Here is a 20,062-nt window from a genome sequence, read left to right as displayed (position 1 = left end):
GGGCGCGCCCCTTGGCCCGCGTGCTTGAGGGCTCGGCACTGAAACCAGGTTCCATAATTGCCACGCACAATTTATGACCCAGAGCAGTTTGGCCCAGGCGCCTGCTTGTGTATGCTCCGTGCTCGTTCGAGGCTCACCATTACAAGAACATTGCCTATGACCTTCGCATCTGCCTCCGTCAGCGTGCCGCTGGAAGCGCGCCGCGGTATTCGCAAACAGTTCGCCACGCAACTGGCCGTCGAGCGTACCCGTCTGTTGTACCAGGGCTCGTTGCTGCCCACCCTGTTCATGCTGCTCAACGGCCTGGTGTGTGCCTGGCTGCTGTGGAGCCCGCAGCGCTACCTGCTGGTCAGTGTGTGGATCGTCTGGTTGATGGCGCTGGTAGCGCTGCGGGTCATTCAGGTGGCGGCCTTCGACGCGGCGATGCCCGATCGACAGGTGCAACCGACCTGGTGGCGCATGTTCCTGCTCGGTTCGGCCTTCAGCGGCCTGACCCTGGCCAGCGCGGCGATTGCCCTGGTGCCTGTGGATAACTTCGTGCAACAGGCCTGGGTCTTCGGCTTGCTGGGGGCCGCGACCCTGTCGGCGAGTGTGGCCTACGCGGTCAGCCTGCCGGCGTTCCTGAGTTTCACCTTGCCGTGCCTGCTGCCGCCGATCGCGTTCCTGTTCTGGCGCGGTGACGAGCAGCAGCAGGGCTGGGGCTGGCTTGGGCTGATCCTGCTCGGCGCGTTGATGGTGGTGGCCTGGCAGGTCAATCGGCTGATCGAGGGGGGCCTGTTGCGCCGCTTTCAGAACCAGGCGCTGATCGAGCACCTGCAGGCCGCGCAGGCGCGCAGCGAGCGGCTCAACAAGGCCCTGGCGACCGAGGTCGAGCAGCGTCGGCTGATCGAGGAGCAACTGCGTCAGGCCCAGGCCGGGCTGGAATCGAGGGTGGCGCAGCGCAGCCAGGAGCTGGACCGCGCCAGCCAGGCCCTGAGCAAGAGCGAGCAGCGCCTGGCCCTGGCGCTGGAAGCCAGTGAGCTGGGGCTGTGGGACTGGAATCTGGAAACCGACGAGGTGCATCACACCCAATTGCACGAGCTGTTCGGCCTGAACCCGGAGCAGGTGCGGGCGGTGCAGGCGCACCTCAAGCCGCGCCTGCACCCGGATGACGTGCCGGCGCTCAAGCGCGCCCTGGTCGACCACCTCAAGGGGCGCACCGACGATTACCGTATCGAGTACCGCTTCCGCCACGCCCAGGGCCACTGGTGCTGGATCGAGGACCGCGGCCGCGCGGTGGAGCGCGATGCCGCCGGGCGGGTGGTGCGCATGCTCGGCACCCGGCGCGACGTGAGCGCGCGCAAGGCCCAGCAGGAACAGCAACGCCTGGCCGCAACCGTATTCGAGGCGGCCAGCGAAGGCATCGCGATCATGGGGCCGGACTATGCCGTACTGGCCGCCAACCAGGCGTTCTGCCACATGACCGGCTACGTGCGCGAAGAACTGCTGGGGCGCAATGCGCTGGAGCTGCCATGCAGCCGCGACGCGCGCCGGCACTACGGTGCCATCGACCAGGCCCTGGCGCAGCAGGGGCGCTGGGAAGGCGAGCTGGTTGAGGCGCGCAAGAGCGGGGAACTCTACCCGCAGTGGCTGCAACTGACCGGCGTGACGGATGCGCGTGGCCAGGTCGGCACCATCGTGGGTTTCTTCACCGACCTGTCGGCACGCCGCGAGTCCGAAGAGCGCCTGCGGTACCTGGCGCACTACGACGAACTGACCGGCCTGGCCAACCGCGCGCTGTTCCGCCTGCGTCTGCATGAAGCCGGCCAGCGCCTGCGTGGCAGCGGTCGCAGCCTGGCGCTGCTGCACATCGACCTGGACCGCTTCAAGCTGCTCAACGACAGCCTGGGCCACGAACTGGCCGACCGGCTGCTCAAGACCATGGCCCAGCGCATCGGCAACGCAGTGCCCGAGGCCGATACCGTGGCGCGTCTGTCCGGTGACGAGTTCGTGGTGCTGTTCGACGGCTATTCACACCTGTCCAGCCTGGTGCGGGTGGCGACGCGCCTGCTGGACAAGCTGCGCGTGCCGCTGCGTGTCGACGGGCACGAGCTGGTGATCAGCGCGTCAGTGGGGGTCAGTCTGCTGCCCGATGCCAGCCTGGATGTCAGCACCCTGGTGAGCCAGGCCAACATGGCCATGCAGCACGCCAAGCACCTCGGCGGCGACGGGTTCCAGTTCTACACCGAGAGCCTGCAGGCCAGCACCCTGGAGCGCCTGCAACTGGAGAACCAGCTGCGCAAGGCCATCGAAGAACGCCAGCTGGAGGTCTATTACCAGCCCAAACTGTGCCTGGCCAGCGGCCGCCTGCAGGCTGCCGAGGCCCTGGTGCGCTGGCATCACCCGCAGGTGGGCATGGTGCCACCGGGCGACTTCATCGGCCTGGCCGAAGAGACCGGGCTGATCGCGCCGATGGGCGAGTTCGTGTTGCGCCAGGCGTGCTGGCAGGCCTGTGAATGGCAACGGCAGGGGCTGGCGCCGATTCGCGTGTCGGTGAACCTGTCGGTGTATCAGTTGCGCCAGGGCAAGCTGGTCAGCCTGGTGCGTCAGGTGCTGGAAGACAGCGGCCTGGCACCGCACCTGCTGGAGCTGGAGCTGACCGAAAGCCAGTTGCTCGACAGTGTGGAGCACATCATCGCGACCTTTCATCAGTTGCATGAACTGGGGGTCAAGCTGGCCATCGACGATTTCGGCACCGGCTATTCGTCGCTCAGCTACCTCAAGCGTTTTCCGGTGAATTACGTGAAGATCGACCAGACCTTCATCCGTGGCCTGCACGAAGGCAGCGAGGACGCCGCAATCACCCGTGCGATCATTGTCATGGCCCACAGCCTGGGCCTGCAGGTGGTGGCCGAAGGGGTGGAAACCCAGGAGCAGTTTGCGTTTCTGCGCGAGCAGGGCTGCGATGAGGTGCAGGGCTACCTGATCAGCCGGCCGGTGGAGGCCGACAGCCTGGCCGCCTTGCTGCGTGAGGATCGGCGCTGGTAGCCCCACGGCCAGGGCCCCGATCAACGGGGCCCTGGCGTTGTAACAAGTCGCAGCCTGCCGGTCAGTGAGTGACCAGGATCTCCTCCAGGCTCACCAGCAGTTTGCCGTCGTGGAAAACATCCACTTTCGGGATGTTGCTGTGGTCGCCGTCCATTTCGAAACAGACCGCACGTTCGGTGATCACCTGGGCAGCCAGGGCGTCCACATTCTCCAGCTTCAGTTCCAGCGCCAGGGCGTGCGATTTGTCCTGGATGGCGCGTTTCACCAGCACCGGCACGATGGCCGAGGTGGCGACTTCCACGGTGCCATACACTCGAAACCTGGCGTTGCCCGGCATCTTGTCGTTCTGCGCGATCCAGCCTTTTGTTTTCAGGGACATTCCTTTGTACTCCATTCGATGGTGGGTGGGATGTTGCGTGCCCACTATCGAACAGCGCGGCTGCACCCGGCAGCCGGAAAGCTTTCAACCGTGCCAGGCGCGTCCCTGGTGAGCCAGCAGGCTGTGGGCCTGGTCCGGGCCATTGGAGCCGGCCGGGTAAGGGCGCGGGGCCTGGAAGTGCTCCTGCCAGCCAGTCAGGATCGGGTCGATCCAGGCCCATGCGGCCTCCACTTCGTCGCGGCGCATGAACAGGGTCGAGTCGCCGTCCAGAACATCCAGCAGCAGGCGTTCGTAGGCGTCCCAGCGTCGTGCCTGGCCGAACACCTGGGCCAGGTTCAGGTTCAGTTCCACCGGCTCCAGGCGCATGCCCTTGCCCGGTGCCTTGGTCATCATCTGCAGGCTGATGCGCTCATCGGGCTGCAGCTGGATCAGCAACTGGTTGGCCTGGTCGCCGTCGAACAGGCGATGGGGCACCGGCTTGAACTGGATGACGATCTGCGAAGAGCGCTTGGCCATGCGCTTGCCGGTACGCAGGTAGAAGGGCACGCCGGCCCAGCGCCAGTTGTTGATGTGGGCTTCGACGGCGACGAAGGTTTCGGTGTCGCTGTCGTTGTCCACGTCCTTCTCGAAGTAGTAGGCCGGAACCTCCTGCCCGCCGATCTTGCCGGCGCTGTACTGGCCGCGCACGGTCTTGTCCTGCACGTCCTGCCCGGTGATGGGTTTGAGGGCCTTGAGGATCTTGACCTTTTCATCGCGCACCGCCTCGGCCTCGAACTGCGCTGGTGGCTCCATGGCTACCAGGCAGAGCAGTTGCAGCAGGTGGTTCTGCAGCATGTCGCGGGTGGCGCCGGCACGGTCGTAGTAGCCGCCGCGGTTTTCCACGCCGAGGGTTTCGCACACGCTGATCTGCACGTGGTCCACCTGGTTGGTGCGCCACACCGGCTCCAGCAGCGCGTTGGCGAAGCGCAATGCCATGAGGTTCTGCACCGTCTCCTTGCCCAGGTAGTGGTCGATGCGAAACACCTGGGATTCGGCGAATACCGCGCCGATGGCGCTGTTGATCGTGGTGGCGGACTCCAGTGAGTGGCCGATGGGTTTTTCCAGCACGATACGCGCTTCGCTGTCGACCAGCCCGGCCACCTGCAGGTGGGTGGCGATGGGCACGAACAGGTTGGGTGCGGTGGCCAGGTAGTAGACCCGCGTCAGCCCGCCGGGCTCGCCCAGAAAGCGGGCGAGGCGGCCGAAATCGGCGCTCTGCATGGCGTCCATGGAGAAGTAGTCCAGGCGCGTGGAAAAGCGGTGCCACACCTCGTCGCTGAAGTCCTGGGGCACGATCTGGGCGCGGCAGCGGCGTTCCACCAGCTTGAGAAATTCAATCCGTGGCAAGGGCCGGCGGGCCAGGGCGATGATCCGCACGGCGTTGTGCAGACGGCCTTCGCGAAACAGGTGGTAGAGCGCTGGAAGCAGTTTGTTCAGGGCCAGATCGCCGGTGCCGCCGAACACCAGAATGTCGCACGGGATAGTCAATGCCACCACTCTCCAAGATCGTTTAGCTGGGCGGGTCGCCGGTCATGTAGTATAACTACAAGAAAGCTACAACCCGGTCAGCCGATCATAACCGAGTCCTGCCCTTGAATCTGTTGCAACACATCGCCCAGTCGCGCCATCTGCTACGCAAATCGGAACTGAAGGTTGCCGATCACGTATTGCTCGATCCAGCGGCTGTCATGCATAGCTCCATGGCTGATCTGGCGCACAGCGTCGGGATCAGCGAGCCGACCATCGTGCGTTTCTGCCGGGCGATCGGTTGCACCGGTTTCCAGGACCTCAAGCTCAAGCTGGCGCAAAGCCTGGCGGCGGGTGCGAGCTTCGGTCAGTTCGCGATTCATGAAGACGATTCGGTAGCCGACTACAGCCTGAAGATCTTCGACACCACCCTGCACACCCTGATGGAAGTGCGCGAGCACCTCGATGCCCAGGCATTGCAGCGCGCCGTGACGGCCATGGCCCAGGCGCAGCGCGTGGAGTTCTACGGGTTTGGTGCATCGGGTGCGGTGGCTGCCGATGCCCAGCACAAGTTCTTTCGCCTGTTGCTGACGGCAGCGGCGTATTCCGACCCGCACATGCAGGCGATGTCGGCGGTCACCCTCAAGCCGGGCGACGTGGCGATCTGCATTTCCCAGTCAGGGCGTTCCAAGGACCTGCTGATCACTGCCAACCTGGTGCGTGAAAGCGGCGCGACGCTGATCACCCTGTGCCCGAGCCAGACCCCGCTGGCCGAACTGTCCACGGTCAACCTGGCCATCGACGTGCATGAAGACACCGAAATCTACACCCCGCTGACCTCGCGTATCGCCCACCTGGTGGTGATCGACGTGCTGGCCATGGGCGTTGCCATGGCGCGCGGGCCGAGCCTGGTCAACCACCTCAAGAGCGTCAAGCGCAGCTTGCGCAGCCTGCGCCTGTCGCCCAAGTCGATCAAGGCGATGGACGACTGATCGTCTTGCACCGCTCGAACTGACGCCTTCGCTGGCTTGCCGGCGAAGGGCAGCACCGCATGCCACGCCTGATTGTTCATGCTTTTGTAACCCTCCCGCCGCCAAACCGTAACTCCGCCCGGGCACGCTGAAACTCCCCGCAATCGACCAGGGAGACACGCAATGGCTCGTGAATTCGATGGCTCGCACCAACCTACCGCCAAGTCCCGCAAGCAGCAGGAAAAGGATCAGCGCCGCATGGAGTTTCGCCGCGCGATCGAAAGCTATTCCGAGCAGCGCCAATTGCTGCAGGACATCGCCGACTACCCCGAACTGCACGCTGTCAGCGTATGGCAGGTGTCAGCGGCAACGTCCCCGAGAAACGCTCAACAAGCGCGCTGATCTGCGCACGTTCGCTGCGGATGAACGCAACAAAGGCCAGGGCCACCGGCGACTGCCGCTTGGCCTTGGCCTGCACCACGCACCAGCTGCGGTACAACGGCAGCTCCTCTACCGGCAGCTCGCGCAGCACCCCGGTGGCCAGTTCCATGTTCAGTGCATGCCGGGTCAAAAGGGCGATGCCAAGGCCTGCGATCACGCATTCGCGCTGGGCGTCGGCCGACGCTACTTCCAGGGTCTGGGTGAAGTGCACGCGCTTTTCCTTGAAGTACTCCTCGCACGCCTTGCGCGTGCCCGAACCCTGTTCGCGCACCAGCAGCGTATGCGGCTCCAGGTCCTGCAGGCGCAGGCTGTCGAGCGTGCACAGCGGGTGATCGGGCGGGGCCACGGCCACGATCGGGTTGTTCAGGAAGGGCAAAAACTCCAGGCCCATGTCCTGCGGCACCATCGACATGATGATCAGGTCGTCGCGGTTGTCCGACAGGCGCCGGATGGCCTGGGCGCGGTTGACCACGGTGAGGGTCAGGTTGACCTCCGGGTGCAGGCGCTTGAAGGCGGCGAACAGGTGCGGCACGAAGTACTTGGCGCTCGATTCCACCGCCAGCTTGAGCTGGCCCTGCAGCGAGCCCTGCATGTCCGACAGCTGCATGTCGAGGCTCTCCAGGCGTCCGAAGATGTCCCGGCTGGCGCGCTGCAGCGCCTCGGCGGCCTCGGTGAGGTAGAGCTTCTTGCCGACGTACTCGAACAGCGGCTGGCCTACCAGTTCTTCGAGCTGGCGGATCTGTAGACTAACGGCGGGTTGCGTCAGCGACATCTCCTCGGCGGCCCGGCTGTAGGAACGCAAATCACACACTTCATTGAAGATCTGCAATTGACGCAATGTCATACGCATCAATGACTTACGCATATTTCCCGTCGCCTCGGCAAAACCCTGTTACGGCACTATAAGCAATTGCTAATGCTGCCCCTAACAAATATTGATTTTTGTTTATTCACGTTCGGCGCTAGGGTGATTATACGACTGGCCAGCGACGTCTGGTCACGCGCCGACCGGTACTGCCGGTTCGTTTGTTACCAACGGCTTTGGGAAGACTCCAGTGATAAAAAAAATCCTGATCGCCAACCGGGGTGAAATCGCAGTACGCATTGTGCGTGCCTGCGCCGAGATGGGCATTCGCTCGGTGGCGATCTATTCCGACGCCGACCGTCACGCCCTGCACGTAAAGCGTGCGGACGAGGCCCATAGCATCGGTGCCGAACCCCTGGCCGGTTATCTCAACCCGCGCAAGCTGGTGAACCTGGCAGTGGAAACCGGCTGCGATGCGTTGCACCCGGGCTATGGTTTTCTGTCGGAGAACGCGGAGCTGGCGGACATCTGCGCCGAACGCGGGATCAAGTTCATCGGCCCGGCCGCCGAAGTCATTCGCCGCATGGGCGACAAGACCGAGGCGCGGCGCAGCATGATCAAGGCCGGCGTACCGGTCACCCCGGGCACCGAAGGCAACGTGGCCGACATCCACGAAGCCCTGGAAGAGGGCGACCGCATCGGTTACCCGGTAATGCTCAAGGCCACTTCCGGCGGCGGCGGGCGCGGCATTCGTCGCTGCAACAGCCGCGAAGAACTCGAGCAGGCCTTTCCGCGGGTGATTTCCGAAGCCACCAAGGCATTCGGTTCGGCCGAGGTGTTCCTGGAAAAATGCATCGTCAACCCCAAGCACATCGAGGCGCAGATCCTGGGTGACAGCTTCGGCAACGTAGTGCACCTGTTCGAGCGCGACTGCTCTATCCAGCGCCGCAACCAGAAGCTCATCGAGATCGCCCCCAGCCCGCAGCTGACCCCCGAACAGCGCGCCTACATAGGCGACCTGTCGGTGCGCGCGGCCAAGGCCGTGGGCTACGAGAATGCCGGTACCGTGGAGTTCCTGCTCGCCGATGGCGAGGTGTACTTCATGGAAATGAACACCCGGGTGCAGGTGGAGCACACCATCACCGAGGAAATCACCGGTATCGACATCGTTCGCGAACAGATCCGCATCGCCTCGGGCCTGCCGCTGTCGGTCAAGCAGGAAGACATCCAGCACCGCGGCTTCGCGCTGCAGTTCCGGATCAATGCAGAAGACCCGAAAAACAACTTTCTGCCCAGCTTCGGCAAGATCACCCGCTACTACGCCCCCGGCGGCCCGGGCGTGCGCACCGACACGGCGATCTACACCGGCTACACCATCCCGCCGTTCTACGACTCGATGTGCCTGAAGCTGGTGGTCTGGGCACTGACCTGGGAAGAAGCCATGGACCGCGGCCTGCGGGCCCTGGACGACATGCGCCTGCAGGGGGTCAAGACCACCGCCGCGTACTACCAGGAAATCCTGCGCAACCCGGAATTCCGTAGCGGCCAGTTCAACACCAGCTTCGTTGAGAGCCACCCCGAACTGACCAACTACTCGATCAAGCGCAAACCCGAAGAGCTGGCCCTGGCCATCGCCGCCGCCATCGCCGCCCACGCAGGCCTGTGAGGAACCCTACAATGTCCAAGAAAATTTTCGTAACCGACACGATCCTGCGCGACGCCCACCAATCGCTGCTGGCCACCCGCATGCGCACCGACGACATGCTGCCGATCTGCGACAAGCTCGACAAGGTGGGCTACTGGTCGCTGGAAGTGTGGGGCGGCGCGACCTTCGACGCCTGCGTGCGCTTCCTCAAGGAAGACCCGTGGGAGCGCCTGCGCAAGCTGCGCGCAGCACTGCCCAACACCCGGCTGCAGATGCTGCTGCGCGGCCAGAACCTGCTTGGCTACCGGCACTACAGCGATGACGTGGTCAAGGCCTTCGTGGCCAAGGCAGCAGTCAACGGCATCGATGTGTTCCGCATCTTCGACGCCATGAACGACGTGCGAAACCTGCGCGTGGCCATCGAGGCCGTGAAGGCGGCCGGCAAGCATGCCCAGGGCACCATCGCCTACACCACCAGCCCGGTGCACACCATCGAGGCGTTCGTGGCCCAGGCCAAGCAGATGGAAGCCATGGGCTGCGATTCCATCGCGATCAAGGACATGGCCGGCCTGCTGACCCCCTACGCCACCGGCGAGCTGGTCAAGGCACTCAAGGCCGAGCAGTCGCTGCCGGTGTTCATCCACAGCCACGACACGGCCGGCCTGGCCGCGATGTGCCAGCTCAAGGCCATCGAGAACGGTGCCGACCATATCGACACTGCCATCTCCAGCTTCGCCTGGGGCACCAGTCACCCGGGCACCGAATCGATGGTTGCAGCGCTCAAGGGCAGCGAGTTCGATACCGGCCTGGACCTGCAACTGCTGCAGGAGATCGGCCTGTACTTCTATGCCGTGCGCAAGAAGTACCACCAGTTCGAAAGCGAGTTCACCGCCGTGGATACCCGCGTGCAGGTCAACCAGGTACCGGGCGGGATGATTTCCAACCTGGCCAACCAGCTCAAGGAGCAGGGTGCGCTCAACCGCATGAACGAAGTGCTGGCCGAGATCCCGCGGGTGCGTGAAGACCTTGGCTTCCCGCCGCTGGTCACGCCCACCTCGCAGATCGTCGGTACCCAGGCGTTCTTCAACGTGCTGGCCGGCGAGCGCTACAAGACCATCACCAACGAGGTGAAGCTGTACCTGCAGGGCGGCTACGGCAAGGCGCCGGGGGTGGTCGACGAGAAGCTGCGTCGCCAGGCCATCGGCAGCGAAGACGTCATCGACGTGCGCCCCGCCGACCTGCTCAAGCCCGAGATGACCAAGCTGCGTGCCGACATCGGCAGCCTGGCCAAGTCCGAAGAAGACGTGCTGACCTTCGCCATGTTCCCGGACATCGGGCGCAAGTTCCTTGAAGAGCGTGAAGCCGGCAGCCTGACCCCTGAAGTGCTGCTGCCGATTCCGGAAGCCGGCGCGGTGGCCTCGGCCGGTGGCGAAGGCGTACCAACCGAGTTCGTGATCGACGTGCACGGCGAGACCTACCGCGTGGATATCACCGGTGTGGGCGTCAAGGCCGAAGGCAAGCGCCACTTCTACCTGTCCATCGACGGCATGCCGGAAGAGGTGGTGTTCGAGCCGCTCAACGAGTTCGTCGGCGGTGGCAGCAGCAAGCGCAAGCAGGCCAGCGAGCCGGGCCATGTGAGCACCACCATGCCGGGCAACATCGTCGATGTGCTGGTCAAGCAGGGCGACACGGTCAAGGCCGGCCAGGCGGTGCTGATCACCGAAGCGATGAAGATGGAAACCGAGGTGCAATCGGCCATCGCCGGCAAGGTTGCAGCCATACACGTGGCCAAGGGCGACCGGGTCAACCCGGGCGAGATCCTGATCGAGATCGAAGGCTGACTCAGGCCTTCATCTGCAAGCGGTTAACCTCTGGGGAGCGAATTGCTCCCCTTTTTTTATCTTCTGTTGGATACGCCCGCTTCGGGTACCCGCCTCACGCAACCGTACGGCACGCTTCCAGCGTCTTGAGCTGACCCTCTGGGCGCTGGTTGTCCTCGCTCAGCCAGCGTTCGAAACCAGCGGCAATGGCCGGCCATTCGTCATCGGTGATGGAGTACCAGGCCGTGTCGCGGTTGTGGTCCTTGGTCACCATGTGCTTGCGAAACACCCCTTCGAAGGTGAACCCGAAACGCTCGGCCGCGCGCTTGGAGCGGGCATTGTCGTTGTTGCACTTCCATTCCAGACGCCGGTTGCCCAGGGCGAAGGCCTGCTTGCCCAGCAGGTAGATGGCCTCGGTGCCCCTGGGCGTGCGCTGCATGGCCGCGCCGAAGGCAATGTGGCCGATCTCGATACGGCCCTGCTCGGGCACGATCGACATCAGGCTGAGGATACCCTGGGTCTGCCCGCTGGCCAGGTCGATCACGCTGTAGAACAGCGGGTCGCTGCTGGCGGCGTTGCTGTCTAGCCAGTGGTCGAAGTCTTCGCGCTCGGTGAATGGTCCGTAGGCCAGGTACTTCCACAGTGTCTGGTCGGCCTCGGGGCCCTGGAACACCGCCCACAGGTGCTCGCGGTCGCGCCGCGGGTCGAGTTTTTCCAGGCGGATGAAGCGCCCGACCAGCGGGACAGGCTGCGGGGCCTTGGCCGGCCGCCAGTTCAACGGTGTGCTCATGGTGGCTTCTCCGATTACAGGGCTTTGCGGAACTGGATGAAACCCGGCCGTTCGGCCACCTGTTCATACAGCGAAATACCGGTGGCGTTGGTTTCATGGGTCAGCCAGTGCACCTTGGTGCAGCCGGCCTGGCGCGCCGTGTCGTACACCAGCTCGATCAGCTGGCGGCCCACGCCCTTGCCGCGCTGGTTGGCGTCGACATACAGATCCTGCAGGTAGCAGGCGTTTTCCACCGTCCAGTTGGAGCGGTGGTAGATCCAGTGCACCATGCCCACCGCCTTGCCATCGACCCAGGCCAGCGCAGCGTTGGTCGGCTCGCTGGTGTCGAGCATGCGCTGCCAGGTCACGGCACTGACCGCCTCATCGATGCGGGTCTCATAGAAACGCTGGTAGGCCTGCCACAGCGGCAGCCAGGCGGCGTGGTCATCGGCGGTCACGGGGCGCAGGGTCACGGTAGACATCGAAGGATCCTTGTGTGCGATACAGGGGGTTGGCGAATGGCCCCATCCTAGGCAGGCTATTGGCTTATGGTAAGAGCCATTTCCGGCTTATTTGGTAGGTCCAATTTCATGAGCGAACGTAGCGTTGCCTTGCCCTTCGACCCCACCGGCATCGTGCTGGACCGTCGTCAGGGGCTCAGTCGCCAGTTGTACCAGGCGCTGCGCCAGCGCGTGCTGGACGGGCGACTGGGTAGCGGCACGCGTCTTCCCGCCACCCGCGACATGGCCGCAGCGCTGGCCGTCTCACGTAACAGCGTAGTTCGTGCCTACGACCAGCTGTATGCCGAAGGCTATATCGAAAGCCGGGTGGGCGATGGTACCTACGTCAGTCAGCTGCCAAAACTATCCACAAAACTGTCCACAGGGTTATCCCTGGGTTTTTCCACAGGATTATCCACAAAAACGGGTGATTGCACTGAGGATTTATCCAGTAAAGTTATCCACACGGACGTGCTGGAGCGCCTGGAAAACAATCATTTATCCGTGCATGAGCCTCGTGCGCCGCGGGCTTTTCAGGTTGGCATACCGGCCTTCGACCTGTTCCCCTTCGAGGTGTGGGCCAAGCTGCAGGCGGGTTTCTGGCGAAATCCCGACCCGGCGTCACTCGGTTACGGCGACCCGGCCGGAGAACCGCTGCTGCGCGAGCTGATTGCCACCTACCTGCGTCGCTCCCGTGGGTTGTCCTGCGTGGCTGAACAAATTGTGATCACCAGTGGTGCGCAGCAGGCAATCAGCCTTTGTGCACAGCTGCTGCTGGCGCCCGGTGACGGTGTGGCTGTGGAAAACCCCGGCTATCGTGCGGCGGGTAAAGCCTTCGCCATGGCGGGCGCGAAGGTGCATGGCGTGGGGGTGGATCTCGACGGGTTGCAGTGCGCTGCCCTGGCCCAGTTGCCCAACTGTCGCCTGAGCTACGTTACCCCCGCGCATCAGTACCCCACCGGCGTCACCCTGAGCCTGGCGCGGCGCCTGGAACTGCTGGCCTGGGCCGAGCGCAACGACAGCTGGATCATCGAGGACGACTACGACGGCGAGTACCGCTACAGCGGCGCGCCGCTGGCCCCGCTGGCAGCCCTGGACCGCAGCGGACGGGTGCTGTATGTCGGCACCTTCGGCAAGGTGGCCTTCCCGGCGCTGCGTCTGGGCTACCTTGTGCTGCCGGCCCGGCTGGTGGAGGCATTCGCGCGCTTTCGGGCGTTGGCGGTGCGCCATTCCGAGGTCGGCACACAGGCGGTGATGGCGCAGTTCATGGCCAAAGGGCACTTCCAGCGTCATATCCGGCGCATGCGCCGCGCGGCGTTGAGCCGGCGCAATGCGCTACTGGCCGGCTGGCCGAAGGCTGTGGCGGGGTTGGGAGCCTTGCCGGAGGTGGCGGCGGGCTTGCACCTGAAGATCGACGTGCACAGCCAGGCGCGCGAACGGGAGCTGATCGCCCGTGCCGCAGCGGTGGGTGTCGAACTCAATGCGCTGAGTGATTACTGGTTGCCCGACACGCCGCTGCCTGTGGATAAGCGTGCCGGACTGGTGCTGGGGTTCGCGGCCGTGAACGAGGCCGCGATTGCCCAGGCCCTGGCACGCCTTGCAGGTGCCTGGGCCGACTGAGCCTAGCCTTGACGGGCGCGCTCGAAGCCCTCGAGCACGTTGACCGCGTTGACGCCGATTTCGGCCACGGCATAGCCACCTTCCATGATGAACAGGGTCGGCTTGCCCAACTGCGCGATGCGCTCGCCCATGGCCAGGTAGTCGGGGCTGTCGAGCTTGAATTGCGAGATCGGGTCGTCCTTGAAGGTGTCCACGCCCAGCGAGATCACCAGCACTTCGGGGTCATACGCGCCGATGCGTTCGCAGGCTTCGTCCAGCGCGCCGCGCCAGGTGGCCCAGCCGCTGCCTGCCGGCAGCGGGTAGTTGAAGTTGCAGCCCAGCCCGTCGCCTTCGCCGTGCTCGTCGGCATAGCCGAGGAAGAACGGGAATTCGGCCTGCGGGTCGCCGTGGATCGAGGCGAACAGCACGTCGTTGCGCGCGTAGAAGATCTGCTGGGTACCGTTGCCGTGGTGGTAGTCCACATCCAGGATCGCCACGCGCTGGCGACCGTGGTCGATGAAGGCCTGGGCGGCGATCGCGGCGTTGTTCAGATAGCAGTAGCCCCCCATCACGTCGCTGGCGGCATGATGCCCCGGTGGCCGGCACAGGGCGAAGGCGCTGTGGGCACCGGCCTGCACCGCCGCCTGTGCGGTCAGGGCAACCTGCGCCGAGCTGTAGGCGGCCTGCCAGGTGCCGGCGGTGATCGGTGCACCGGCGTCGAAGCTGTAATAGCCCAGCTCGCCATGCAGGCCGCTGGGTTTGACCTGGCGCAGGCTGCGCGCCGGCCAGGTGAACGGCAGCAGGTCGCCGTCATGGCCCAGTGCGCTCCAGCGCTGCCAGGCGCCCTGAAAGAAATCCAGGTAGTCGGCGCTGTGCACGCGCAGCAGCGGTGCGCGGCCAAAATCGGTAGGGCCTTCGACGGGCCCCAGGCCCTGGGCCTTGACCCGCTCGAGCACATGGTCGGCACGCGAGGGCATTTCGAAGCAGGGCATCAACTGCCCGTCGATCAGCTCGCAGCGGCCGTGGTGCAGGCGATGGTCATCGGAATAGATCGTCAGCATTTTTTGTTCTCCGGGTTTACTGGCGTGGCCCCATTGTCGAGAGGTACGCCCACGGGCAGAACGGCGCAAACGGCCAAAAGGGGATCGATATGGCCAACACGGTTGTCCGCATTTCGCCCCCTCGCGGTGCATGCGCGTGTTTCAGGCGCGAAAATGGCTCGGTGCCACGCCGCTCCAGCGCAGGAAGGCGTGTCGGAAGCTGGCCGGCTCGCTGAAGCCCGGCACCTCGGCGATGCGGTAGATCGGCAGCTCGTCCTCGGCCAGCAACTGCTTGGCCCGTTCGAAGCGCAGCTCATCGAGCAGCTGTTGATAACTGCTGCCCAGCTCGTGCAGGTGGCGACGCAGGGTGCGTGACGAACAGCTCATCTGCCGCGCCAGGCCCTCGAGGCCTGGTGGTGCCTCCAACTGCTGCTGCAGCAGCTGGCGAATGCGCCCGAGCCAGGCCTGGCGCCCGGTGAATTCCAGGTTCTGCCGGCGGCAGCGTTCGCTCATCGCACGGTGGGTGATCGGGTCGGCCAGGGGCAGGGCCCGGGCCAGCCAGTGGCGTTCGAAGGCAAAGGCATTGTCGCTGGCGCCGAACTGCAGGGGGCAGTCGAAAGGCGTGCTGTAGAGCGCCTGGTAATCCGGGGCAGGGTGAGCGAAATGCGCGCCCAGCAAGGGCAGCGGCTGGCCGAGCAGGTCGTTGCAGATGACCTTGAGCGACGTCAGGCAGAACTCGGCATTGAACGCCGCAAGCTCCGGGGCCTGGCCGTAGTCGCTGGCGCTGAACCAGACCCGCTCGCCGTCCTCGATCAGGCGCAGCTGGAAAAGTGTTCCCAGCAGCGCGGGGTACTGCAGGGCCAGGTGCAGGGCGTCACCCAGGGTGGCACCGGAAAGCAGGGCGTAACCGAGCATGCCGTAGGATGAAACGTGCATGCGCTGGCCCAGTTCCAGCCCGACTTCCCGGCGCATGGCCACGGCGTTGGCGCACACCCGCAGTTCCTGGTGCGTGGTGATGCGCCAGTCGGCGCGGCCCAGGTCGGCCGTGGTGATGCCGGTGCCTTCGAGCAGCCGCTGGGCGGCACGGTCTTCGTCCTTGAAGGCCTGCAGCATCAGGGAAACCGCGTTCAGGGTGGTGAGGTGGGAGTGGAGCATGCTCGGCATCCGGCTGAGGGGGCTTGGGGTTGAGTGAGCAATTTGTATGCCCTTCAGGGCCTGTTCGCTGGCAAGCCAGCGAAGGGCTCAACGTAATTCGCCAGCCAGGTCCAGCCCAACCAGCCGTCGCACCTCGTCAACCGGCAACCGGCTACCGAGCAATGCCTGCAATTTGCCGAACGCCGCCTCCCGGGTCATTCCACCACCCGACAGCACACCGGCGTCGCGCAGGCGGCTGCCGGCTGCGTACACCTCCAATTCGACCCCGCCTTCATGGCACTGGGTGATCGCCACCACCACGATGTCACGCGCGCAGGCTTGTTCCAGCACGGCCACGAACGCATCGTCATCACACGGCCCGGTGCCGCTACCGTAGCATTCCAGCACCAGCCCCTGGACCCCGCTGTCGAGTGTGGCCTGCAACAGCGTGGCGTCGAGGCCCGGTACCAGCGGCAACACTGCAACCTTGGCCACCTGCAGTGGCGCGCGATAAGCCAGTGCTGCCGGTACAGGCGCCTGCGCCGCACCGCCCGAGCGCTGCAAGGTCGCGAACGGGTTCCGGCCGAAGCTGCGCACCTTGGCGGTGCGGTTTGGCGCCAGCAGCTGACCGTGGAAATACAGCTGAACACCCGGCGACGTACCCTGGCTCAGCACCTGCAGCGCCCCCGTGAGGTTCTCCCACGCATCGCTGTCCGGCGTACCGGCCGGCAGCATCGAGCCGGTGAACAGCACCGGCACCGTCAGCCCGAGCAACTGGAAGCTCATGGCGGCGGCGCTGTAGGCCAGGGTGTCGGTGCCATGCAGCACCAGCACCCCATCGCAGCCCTGGCCATCCACCGCCTCGATGATCGCGGTGCGCAGGCGCTGCCAATAGCAGGGCGTCATGTTGGCGCTGTCGATCAGCGGCAGCAGTTCGCGGAACTGCCAGGCTGCCAGGCCCGGTTGCCCGGCCAGTTGCTCACGCATGCGCTGCTCGAAGCCCGACGCCGGGGCCAGGCCGCCGGCGCTGGCCTGCATGCCGATGGTGCCTCCGGTGTACAGCACCATGATGTTGTGGGCAGGGGCCGGGGTCATGGCCTGTCTCCGTGCTCGACTGAAGGAAAGCCGACCACCTTACGCCATCCCCCGGCGCGCTGTCAGCGGCCGGGCCGCCCGAGTTCGCGATGGGCAGCGCGACAGCCAGCGGTTACCATCGCGCCTGCTTCAGGACTAAGGTGCCAAGGACGTGTCGACGAACAAGTACAAATCCGCGCAAGAGCGCCTGTGCGCCGCGGTGGACCTCAATTGCCCGGCATGCGGCCACGTCTGGTTGCCGAGCGAGGGCGAGCTGGAAACGCTCATGGGCGGGCAGCCGCTCCCCTGTGCAAAGTGTGCCCAGGCGCTGGTGTTGCCCGAGGCGGATCACCGGGCCATGAAGCGCCACCTCAGCCGTTCCAACTGGGCAGACCTGATCAGCGGGCTGGGCGTGGTGCTGTGCTTTATCGGGGTGCTCACGGTGCGCCATTACACGGGCGATCTGACCGCCTTCATGGTGGCGCTCTGCCTGGCGTTCGTGTGGTGGTTCATGAAGGAGATCGTCAGCGATTCGACCTTCCTGAATGTGCTGCTGCTGCCCTCGTCGGCAGAAGCAGCCGACACCACCGGTTCGCTGTAGGCGCCGGCATTGCTGGCGAAGCTCGCGGCGCAGGCAAAAAAAAGGGCCCGGAGACAAAGTCCCTGGGCCCTCAAAAGGTGAGAGGTGTCTAGTCCCTCAACCTGGTGAGCGGTAGTACGGCGTCGGTTACGCTTTGAGCGGTACCAGACGCGGTGCAATCATGTTTTCCGGACGCAGGATGTCGTTGAGCATCGCTTCGTCCAGCAGGCCTTCCTCACGCACCAGTTCCAGTACGCCGCGGCCGCTTTCCAGCGCGATACGGGCGATACGGGTGGCGTTTTCGTAGCCGATGTACGGGTTCAGGGCGGTGACCAGGCCGATCGAGTGTTCGACCAGTTCACGGCAGCGCTGTTCGTTGGCGGTGATGCCGACGATGCAGTGCTCGCGCAGCATGTCCATGGCGCGTTGCAGCAGACGGATCGAGTCGAAGATCTTGTAGGCGATCAGCGGCTCCATCACGTTCAGCTGCAGCTGGCCGCCTTCGGCCGCGATGGTCAGCGCGATGTCGTTGCCGATGATGGCGAAGGCCACCTGGTTGACCGCTTCCGGGATAACCGGGTTGACCTTGCCGGGCATGATCGAGCTGCCTGGCTGACGCGCCGGCAGGTTGATCTCGTTGATGCCGGTGCGCGGGCCGCTGGACAGCAGGCGCAGGTCGTTGCAGATCTTCGACAGCTTGACTGCAGTGCGCTTGAGCATGCCGGAGAACAGCACGAAGGCGCCCATGTCGGAGGTGGCTTCGATCAGGTCGGCAGCCGGTACCAGCGGCTGGCCGCTGATCAGCGCCAGACGCTGTACGGCCAGGGCCTGGTAGCCCGGGTCGGCGTTGATGCCGGTACCGATCGCGGTACCGCCCAGGTTGACTTCGGTCAGCACTTCCGGCGCCAGGGTGCGCAGGCGGTTGAGGTCTTCGGTCAGGGTGGTGGCGAAGGCACGGAATTCCTGGCCCAGGGTCATCGGCACGGCGTCCTGCAGCTGGGTACGGCCCATCTTCAGTACGTGGCTGAACTCTTCACCCTTGGCAGCGAAGGCCTGGATCAGGCTGTCGAGGCTGGCCAGCAGCGCATCGTGACCCAGCAGCAGGCCCAGACGGATGGCGGTCGGGTAGGCGTCGTTGGTCGACTGCGCCATGTTCACGTCGTTGTTCGGGTGCAGGTACTGGTACTCGCCCTTCTGGTGACCCATCGCTTCCAGCGCGATGTTGGCGATCACTTCGTTGGCGTTCATGTTGGTGGAGGTACCGGCACCGCCTTGAATCATGTCGACCACGAACTGCTCGTGGAAGTCACCGCGGATCAGGCGGGCACAGGCCTCGCTGATGGCGGCGTGCTTGGCATCGCTCAGGTGACCCAGCTCGCGGTTGGCGTCGGCAGCTGCCTGTTTGACCATGGCCAGGCCGACAACCATTTTCGGGTAGTGCGACAGCGGCACGCCAGAGAGGTGGAAGTTGTTGGCAGCACGCAGGGTCTGGATACCGTAGTAGGCATCAGCAGGGACTTCGAGGGTGCCAAGCAGGTCTTTTTCGACACGGAACGATGCAGCAGCGGACATGATAGAGATCATCTCGAGTTAGGCCCGGCACATGCCGGAATGGCGCCAATCCTAGGCCTGCACGGATTTTGCGGCCAATGCTGTTGCACGCTAACCTATGCACAAACGGCATAACGTTCCATGTGACGCCAATTGACATTCGAGCGTGTACCATTTTGGTGCATGCCTGGAGAGCCCGATGAACCTCGAAAGCAAATGGCTGGAAGATTTCAGCGCCCTGGCCGCCACCCGCAGCTTTTCCCAGGCGGCGGAGCGTCGCTTCGTGACCCAGCCGGCGTTCAGCCGGCGCATTCGCAGCCTGGAGGCTGCGTTGGGGCTGACCCTGGTCAACCGCTCGCGCACGCCGATCGAGTTGACCGCTGCCGGCCAACTGTTCCTGGTGACGGCGCGCACGGTGGTCGACCAGCTGGGCGAGGTGCTGCGCCACTTGCATCACCTGGAAGGCGGGCAGGGCGAGGTGATCCAGGTGGCGGCGGCGCATTCGCTGGCGCTGGGCTTCTTTCCGCGCTGGATCGCGCAGTTGCGCAACGACGGCCTGAACATCGCCACGCGGCTGGTGGCGACCAACGTCGGCGATGCGGTGCACGCCCTGCGCGAAGGTGGCTGCGACCTGATGCTGGCGTTCTACGACCCGGATGCGGCCCTGCAGATGGACGCCGAGATCTTCCCCTCGCTGCACCTGGGGCACACCGAGATGCTGCCGGTGTGTGCAGCGGATGCCGACGGCAAGCCGCTGTTCGACCTGGAAAACGACGCCAGCGTGCCCTTGCTGGCCTACAGCGCCGGAGCGTTTCTGGGGCGTTCGGTGAATCTGCTGCTGCGCCAGCGCAACCTGCGCTTTACCACCATCTACGAAACCGCCATGGCCGACAGCCTCAAGAGCATGGCCCTGGAAGGCCTGGGTATTGCCTGGGTGCCGCGCCTGTCGGCCCGTGCCGAGCTTGAACGTGGCGAGCTGGTGATCTGTGGCGGTGCGCAATGGCACGTGCCGCTGGAGATCCGCCTGTACCGCTGCGCGCTGGTGCGCAAGGCCAACGTGCGCCTGCTGTGGCGCAAGCTCGAAGGCGGGCCGGCGACGGCTTGACTCCAGAGTCAGCCCGAAGCCCTGAAAAAGCCCGAAAAATAAGGCTTACAGTTGGTCGCCGGGGTGCATCAAACACACGGCTTTACGATATACTGCGCGGCCTTCGGTCGGTACAC

General features: G+C 64.7%; 17 protein-coding genes. 8 read left to right on the top strand and 9 right to left on the bottom strand.

The window, feature by feature from the left end:
• The first annotated feature begins 156 nt into the window (after window positions 1-156).
• Window positions 157-3,027, top strand: a complete 2,871-nt coding sequence (locus FW760_RS07285) for an EAL domain-containing protein (protein ID WP_116052429.1) — start codon at window positions 157-159, stop codon at window positions 3,025-3,027.
• Between the two features lie 61 nt (window positions 3,028-3,088).
• On the opposite strand, the gene FW760_RS07280 is transcribed toward FW760_RS07285, so the two are convergent.
• Entirely contained in the window at window positions 3,089-3,406 is a 318-nt protein-coding gene (locus FW760_RS07280; protein WP_116052428.1) for a hypothetical protein, read from the bottom strand.
• A gap of 84 nt (window positions 3,407-3,490) precedes the next feature.
• Window positions 3,491-4,933 (bottom strand): glucose-6-phosphate dehydrogenase, encoded by a 1,443-nt coding sequence (gene zwf / locus FW760_RS07275; RefSeq protein WP_078481431.1) that lies wholly within the window; start codon window positions 4,931-4,933, stop codon window positions 3,491-3,493.
• Window positions 4,934-5,037: 104 nt separating this feature from the next.
• Between zwf and hexR the strand changes: the two genes are divergently transcribed.
• Together hexR and FW760_RS07265 are read left to right on the top strand one after the other, a co-directional pair.
• Window positions 5,038-5,904 carry a transcriptional regulator HexR gene (hexR, locus tag FW760_RS07270; RefSeq protein WP_043861524.1) on the top strand — a complete coding sequence of 289 codons (867 nt, stop codon included), beginning with the start codon at window positions 5,038-5,040 and terminating at the stop codon, window positions 5,902-5,904.
• Between the two features lie 162 nt (window positions 5,905-6,066).
• Window positions 6,067-6,285, top strand: coding sequence for a PA3496 family putative envelope integrity protein (locus FW760_RS07265; protein ID WP_078481432.1), 219 nt, complete (start codon window positions 6,067-6,069; stop codon window positions 6,283-6,285).
• On the opposite strand, the gene FW760_RS07260 is transcribed toward FW760_RS07265, so the two are convergent.
• Window positions 6,227-7,174, bottom strand: coding sequence for a LysR family transcriptional regulator (locus FW760_RS07260; RefSeq protein WP_162484870.1), 948 nt, complete (start codon window positions 7,172-7,174; stop codon window positions 6,227-6,229). The genes FW760_RS07265 and FW760_RS07260 overlap by 59 nt on opposite strands.
• Window positions 7,175-7,379: 205 nt before the next feature.
• Between FW760_RS07260 and FW760_RS07255 the strand changes: the two genes are divergently transcribed.
• Both FW760_RS07255 and oadA read left to right on the top strand, forming a co-directional pair.
• On the top strand, window positions 7,380-8,795 hold the full coding sequence (locus FW760_RS07255; RefSeq protein WP_043861526.1) for an acetyl-CoA carboxylase biotin carboxylase subunit: 1,416 nt from the start codon (window positions 7,380-7,382) through the stop codon (window positions 8,793-8,795).
• Window positions 8,796-8,806: 11 nt separating this feature from the next.
• Window positions 8,807-10,615, top strand: coding sequence for a sodium-extruding oxaloacetate decarboxylase subunit alpha (oadA, locus tag FW760_RS07250; RefSeq protein WP_043861527.1), 1,809 nt, complete (start codon window positions 8,807-8,809; stop codon window positions 10,613-10,615).
• Between the two features lie 94 nt (window positions 10,616-10,709).
• Here oadA and FW760_RS07245 read toward each other — a convergent pair whose 3' ends face one another.
• Window positions 10,710-11,384: a GNAT family N-acetyltransferase gene (locus FW760_RS07245; RefSeq protein ID WP_116052427.1), complete on the bottom strand. Its 675-nt coding sequence runs from the start codon at window positions 11,382-11,384 to the stop codon at window positions 10,710-10,712.
• Between the two features lie 14 nt (window positions 11,385-11,398).
• Complete coding sequence (locus tag FW760_RS07240; protein ID WP_043861529.1) at window positions 11,399-11,845, bottom strand: GNAT family N-acetyltransferase; 447 nt, start codon at window positions 11,843-11,845, stop codon at window positions 11,399-11,401.
• Between the two features lie 108 nt (window positions 11,846-11,953).
• On the opposite strand from FW760_RS07240, the gene pdxR reads away from it, so the two are divergent.
• A complete protein-coding gene (gene pdxR, locus FW760_RS07235) occupies window positions 11,954-13,483 on the top strand; it encodes a MocR-like pyridoxine biosynthesis transcription factor PdxR (protein WP_116052426.1) in 1,530 nt (509 codons plus the stop codon).
• A gap of 2 nt (window positions 13,484-13,485) precedes the next feature.
• Here pdxR and FW760_RS07230 read toward each other — a convergent pair whose 3' ends face one another.
• The 3 genes from FW760_RS07230 to FW760_RS07220 form a co-directional block, all read right to left on the bottom strand.
• Window positions 13,486-14,523 carry a histone deacetylase family protein gene (locus FW760_RS07230; RefSeq protein WP_116052425.1) on the bottom strand — a complete coding sequence of 346 codons (1,038 nt, stop codon included), beginning with the start codon at window positions 14,521-14,523 and terminating at the stop codon, window positions 13,486-13,488.
• A gap of 141 nt (window positions 14,524-14,664) precedes the next feature.
• A complete protein-coding gene (locus FW760_RS07225; RefSeq protein WP_446443711.1) occupies window positions 14,665-15,657 on the bottom strand; it encodes an AraC family transcriptional regulator in 993 nt (330 codons plus the stop codon).
• Window positions 15,658-15,744: 87 nt separating this feature from the next.
• Entirely contained in the window at window positions 15,745-16,731 is a 987-nt protein-coding gene (locus FW760_RS07220) for an asparaginase (RefSeq protein WP_104571770.1), read from the bottom strand.
• Window positions 16,732-16,882: 151 nt separating this feature from the next.
• Here FW760_RS07220 and FW760_RS07215 point away from each other — a divergent pair, with 151 nt between their 5' ends.
• Complete coding sequence (locus FW760_RS07215) at window positions 16,883-17,311, top strand: hypothetical protein (RefSeq protein ID WP_043861533.1); 429 nt, start codon at window positions 16,883-16,885, stop codon at window positions 17,309-17,311.
• 126 nt (window positions 17,312-17,437) lie between these two features.
• On the opposite strand, the gene aspA is transcribed toward FW760_RS07215, so the two are convergent.
• Window positions 17,438-18,862: an aspartate ammonia-lyase gene (gene aspA / locus FW760_RS07210; RefSeq protein ID WP_043861534.1), complete on the bottom strand. Its 1,425-nt coding sequence runs from the start codon at window positions 18,860-18,862 to the stop codon at window positions 17,438-17,440.
• 178 nt (window positions 18,863-19,040) lie between these two features.
• Here aspA and FW760_RS07205 point away from each other — a divergent pair, with 178 nt between their 5' ends.
• Window positions 19,041-19,946 carry a LysR substrate-binding domain-containing protein gene (locus FW760_RS07205; RefSeq protein ID WP_043861535.1) on the top strand — a complete coding sequence of 302 codons (906 nt, stop codon included), beginning with the start codon at window positions 19,041-19,043 and terminating at the stop codon, window positions 19,944-19,946.
• The last annotated feature ends 116 nt before the right edge of the window (window positions 19,947-20,062 follow it).

The organism is Pseudomonas sp. 1176_21, from assembly GCF_052850635.1.
This window is presented reverse-complemented; position numbering and strand designations above follow the sequence as displayed.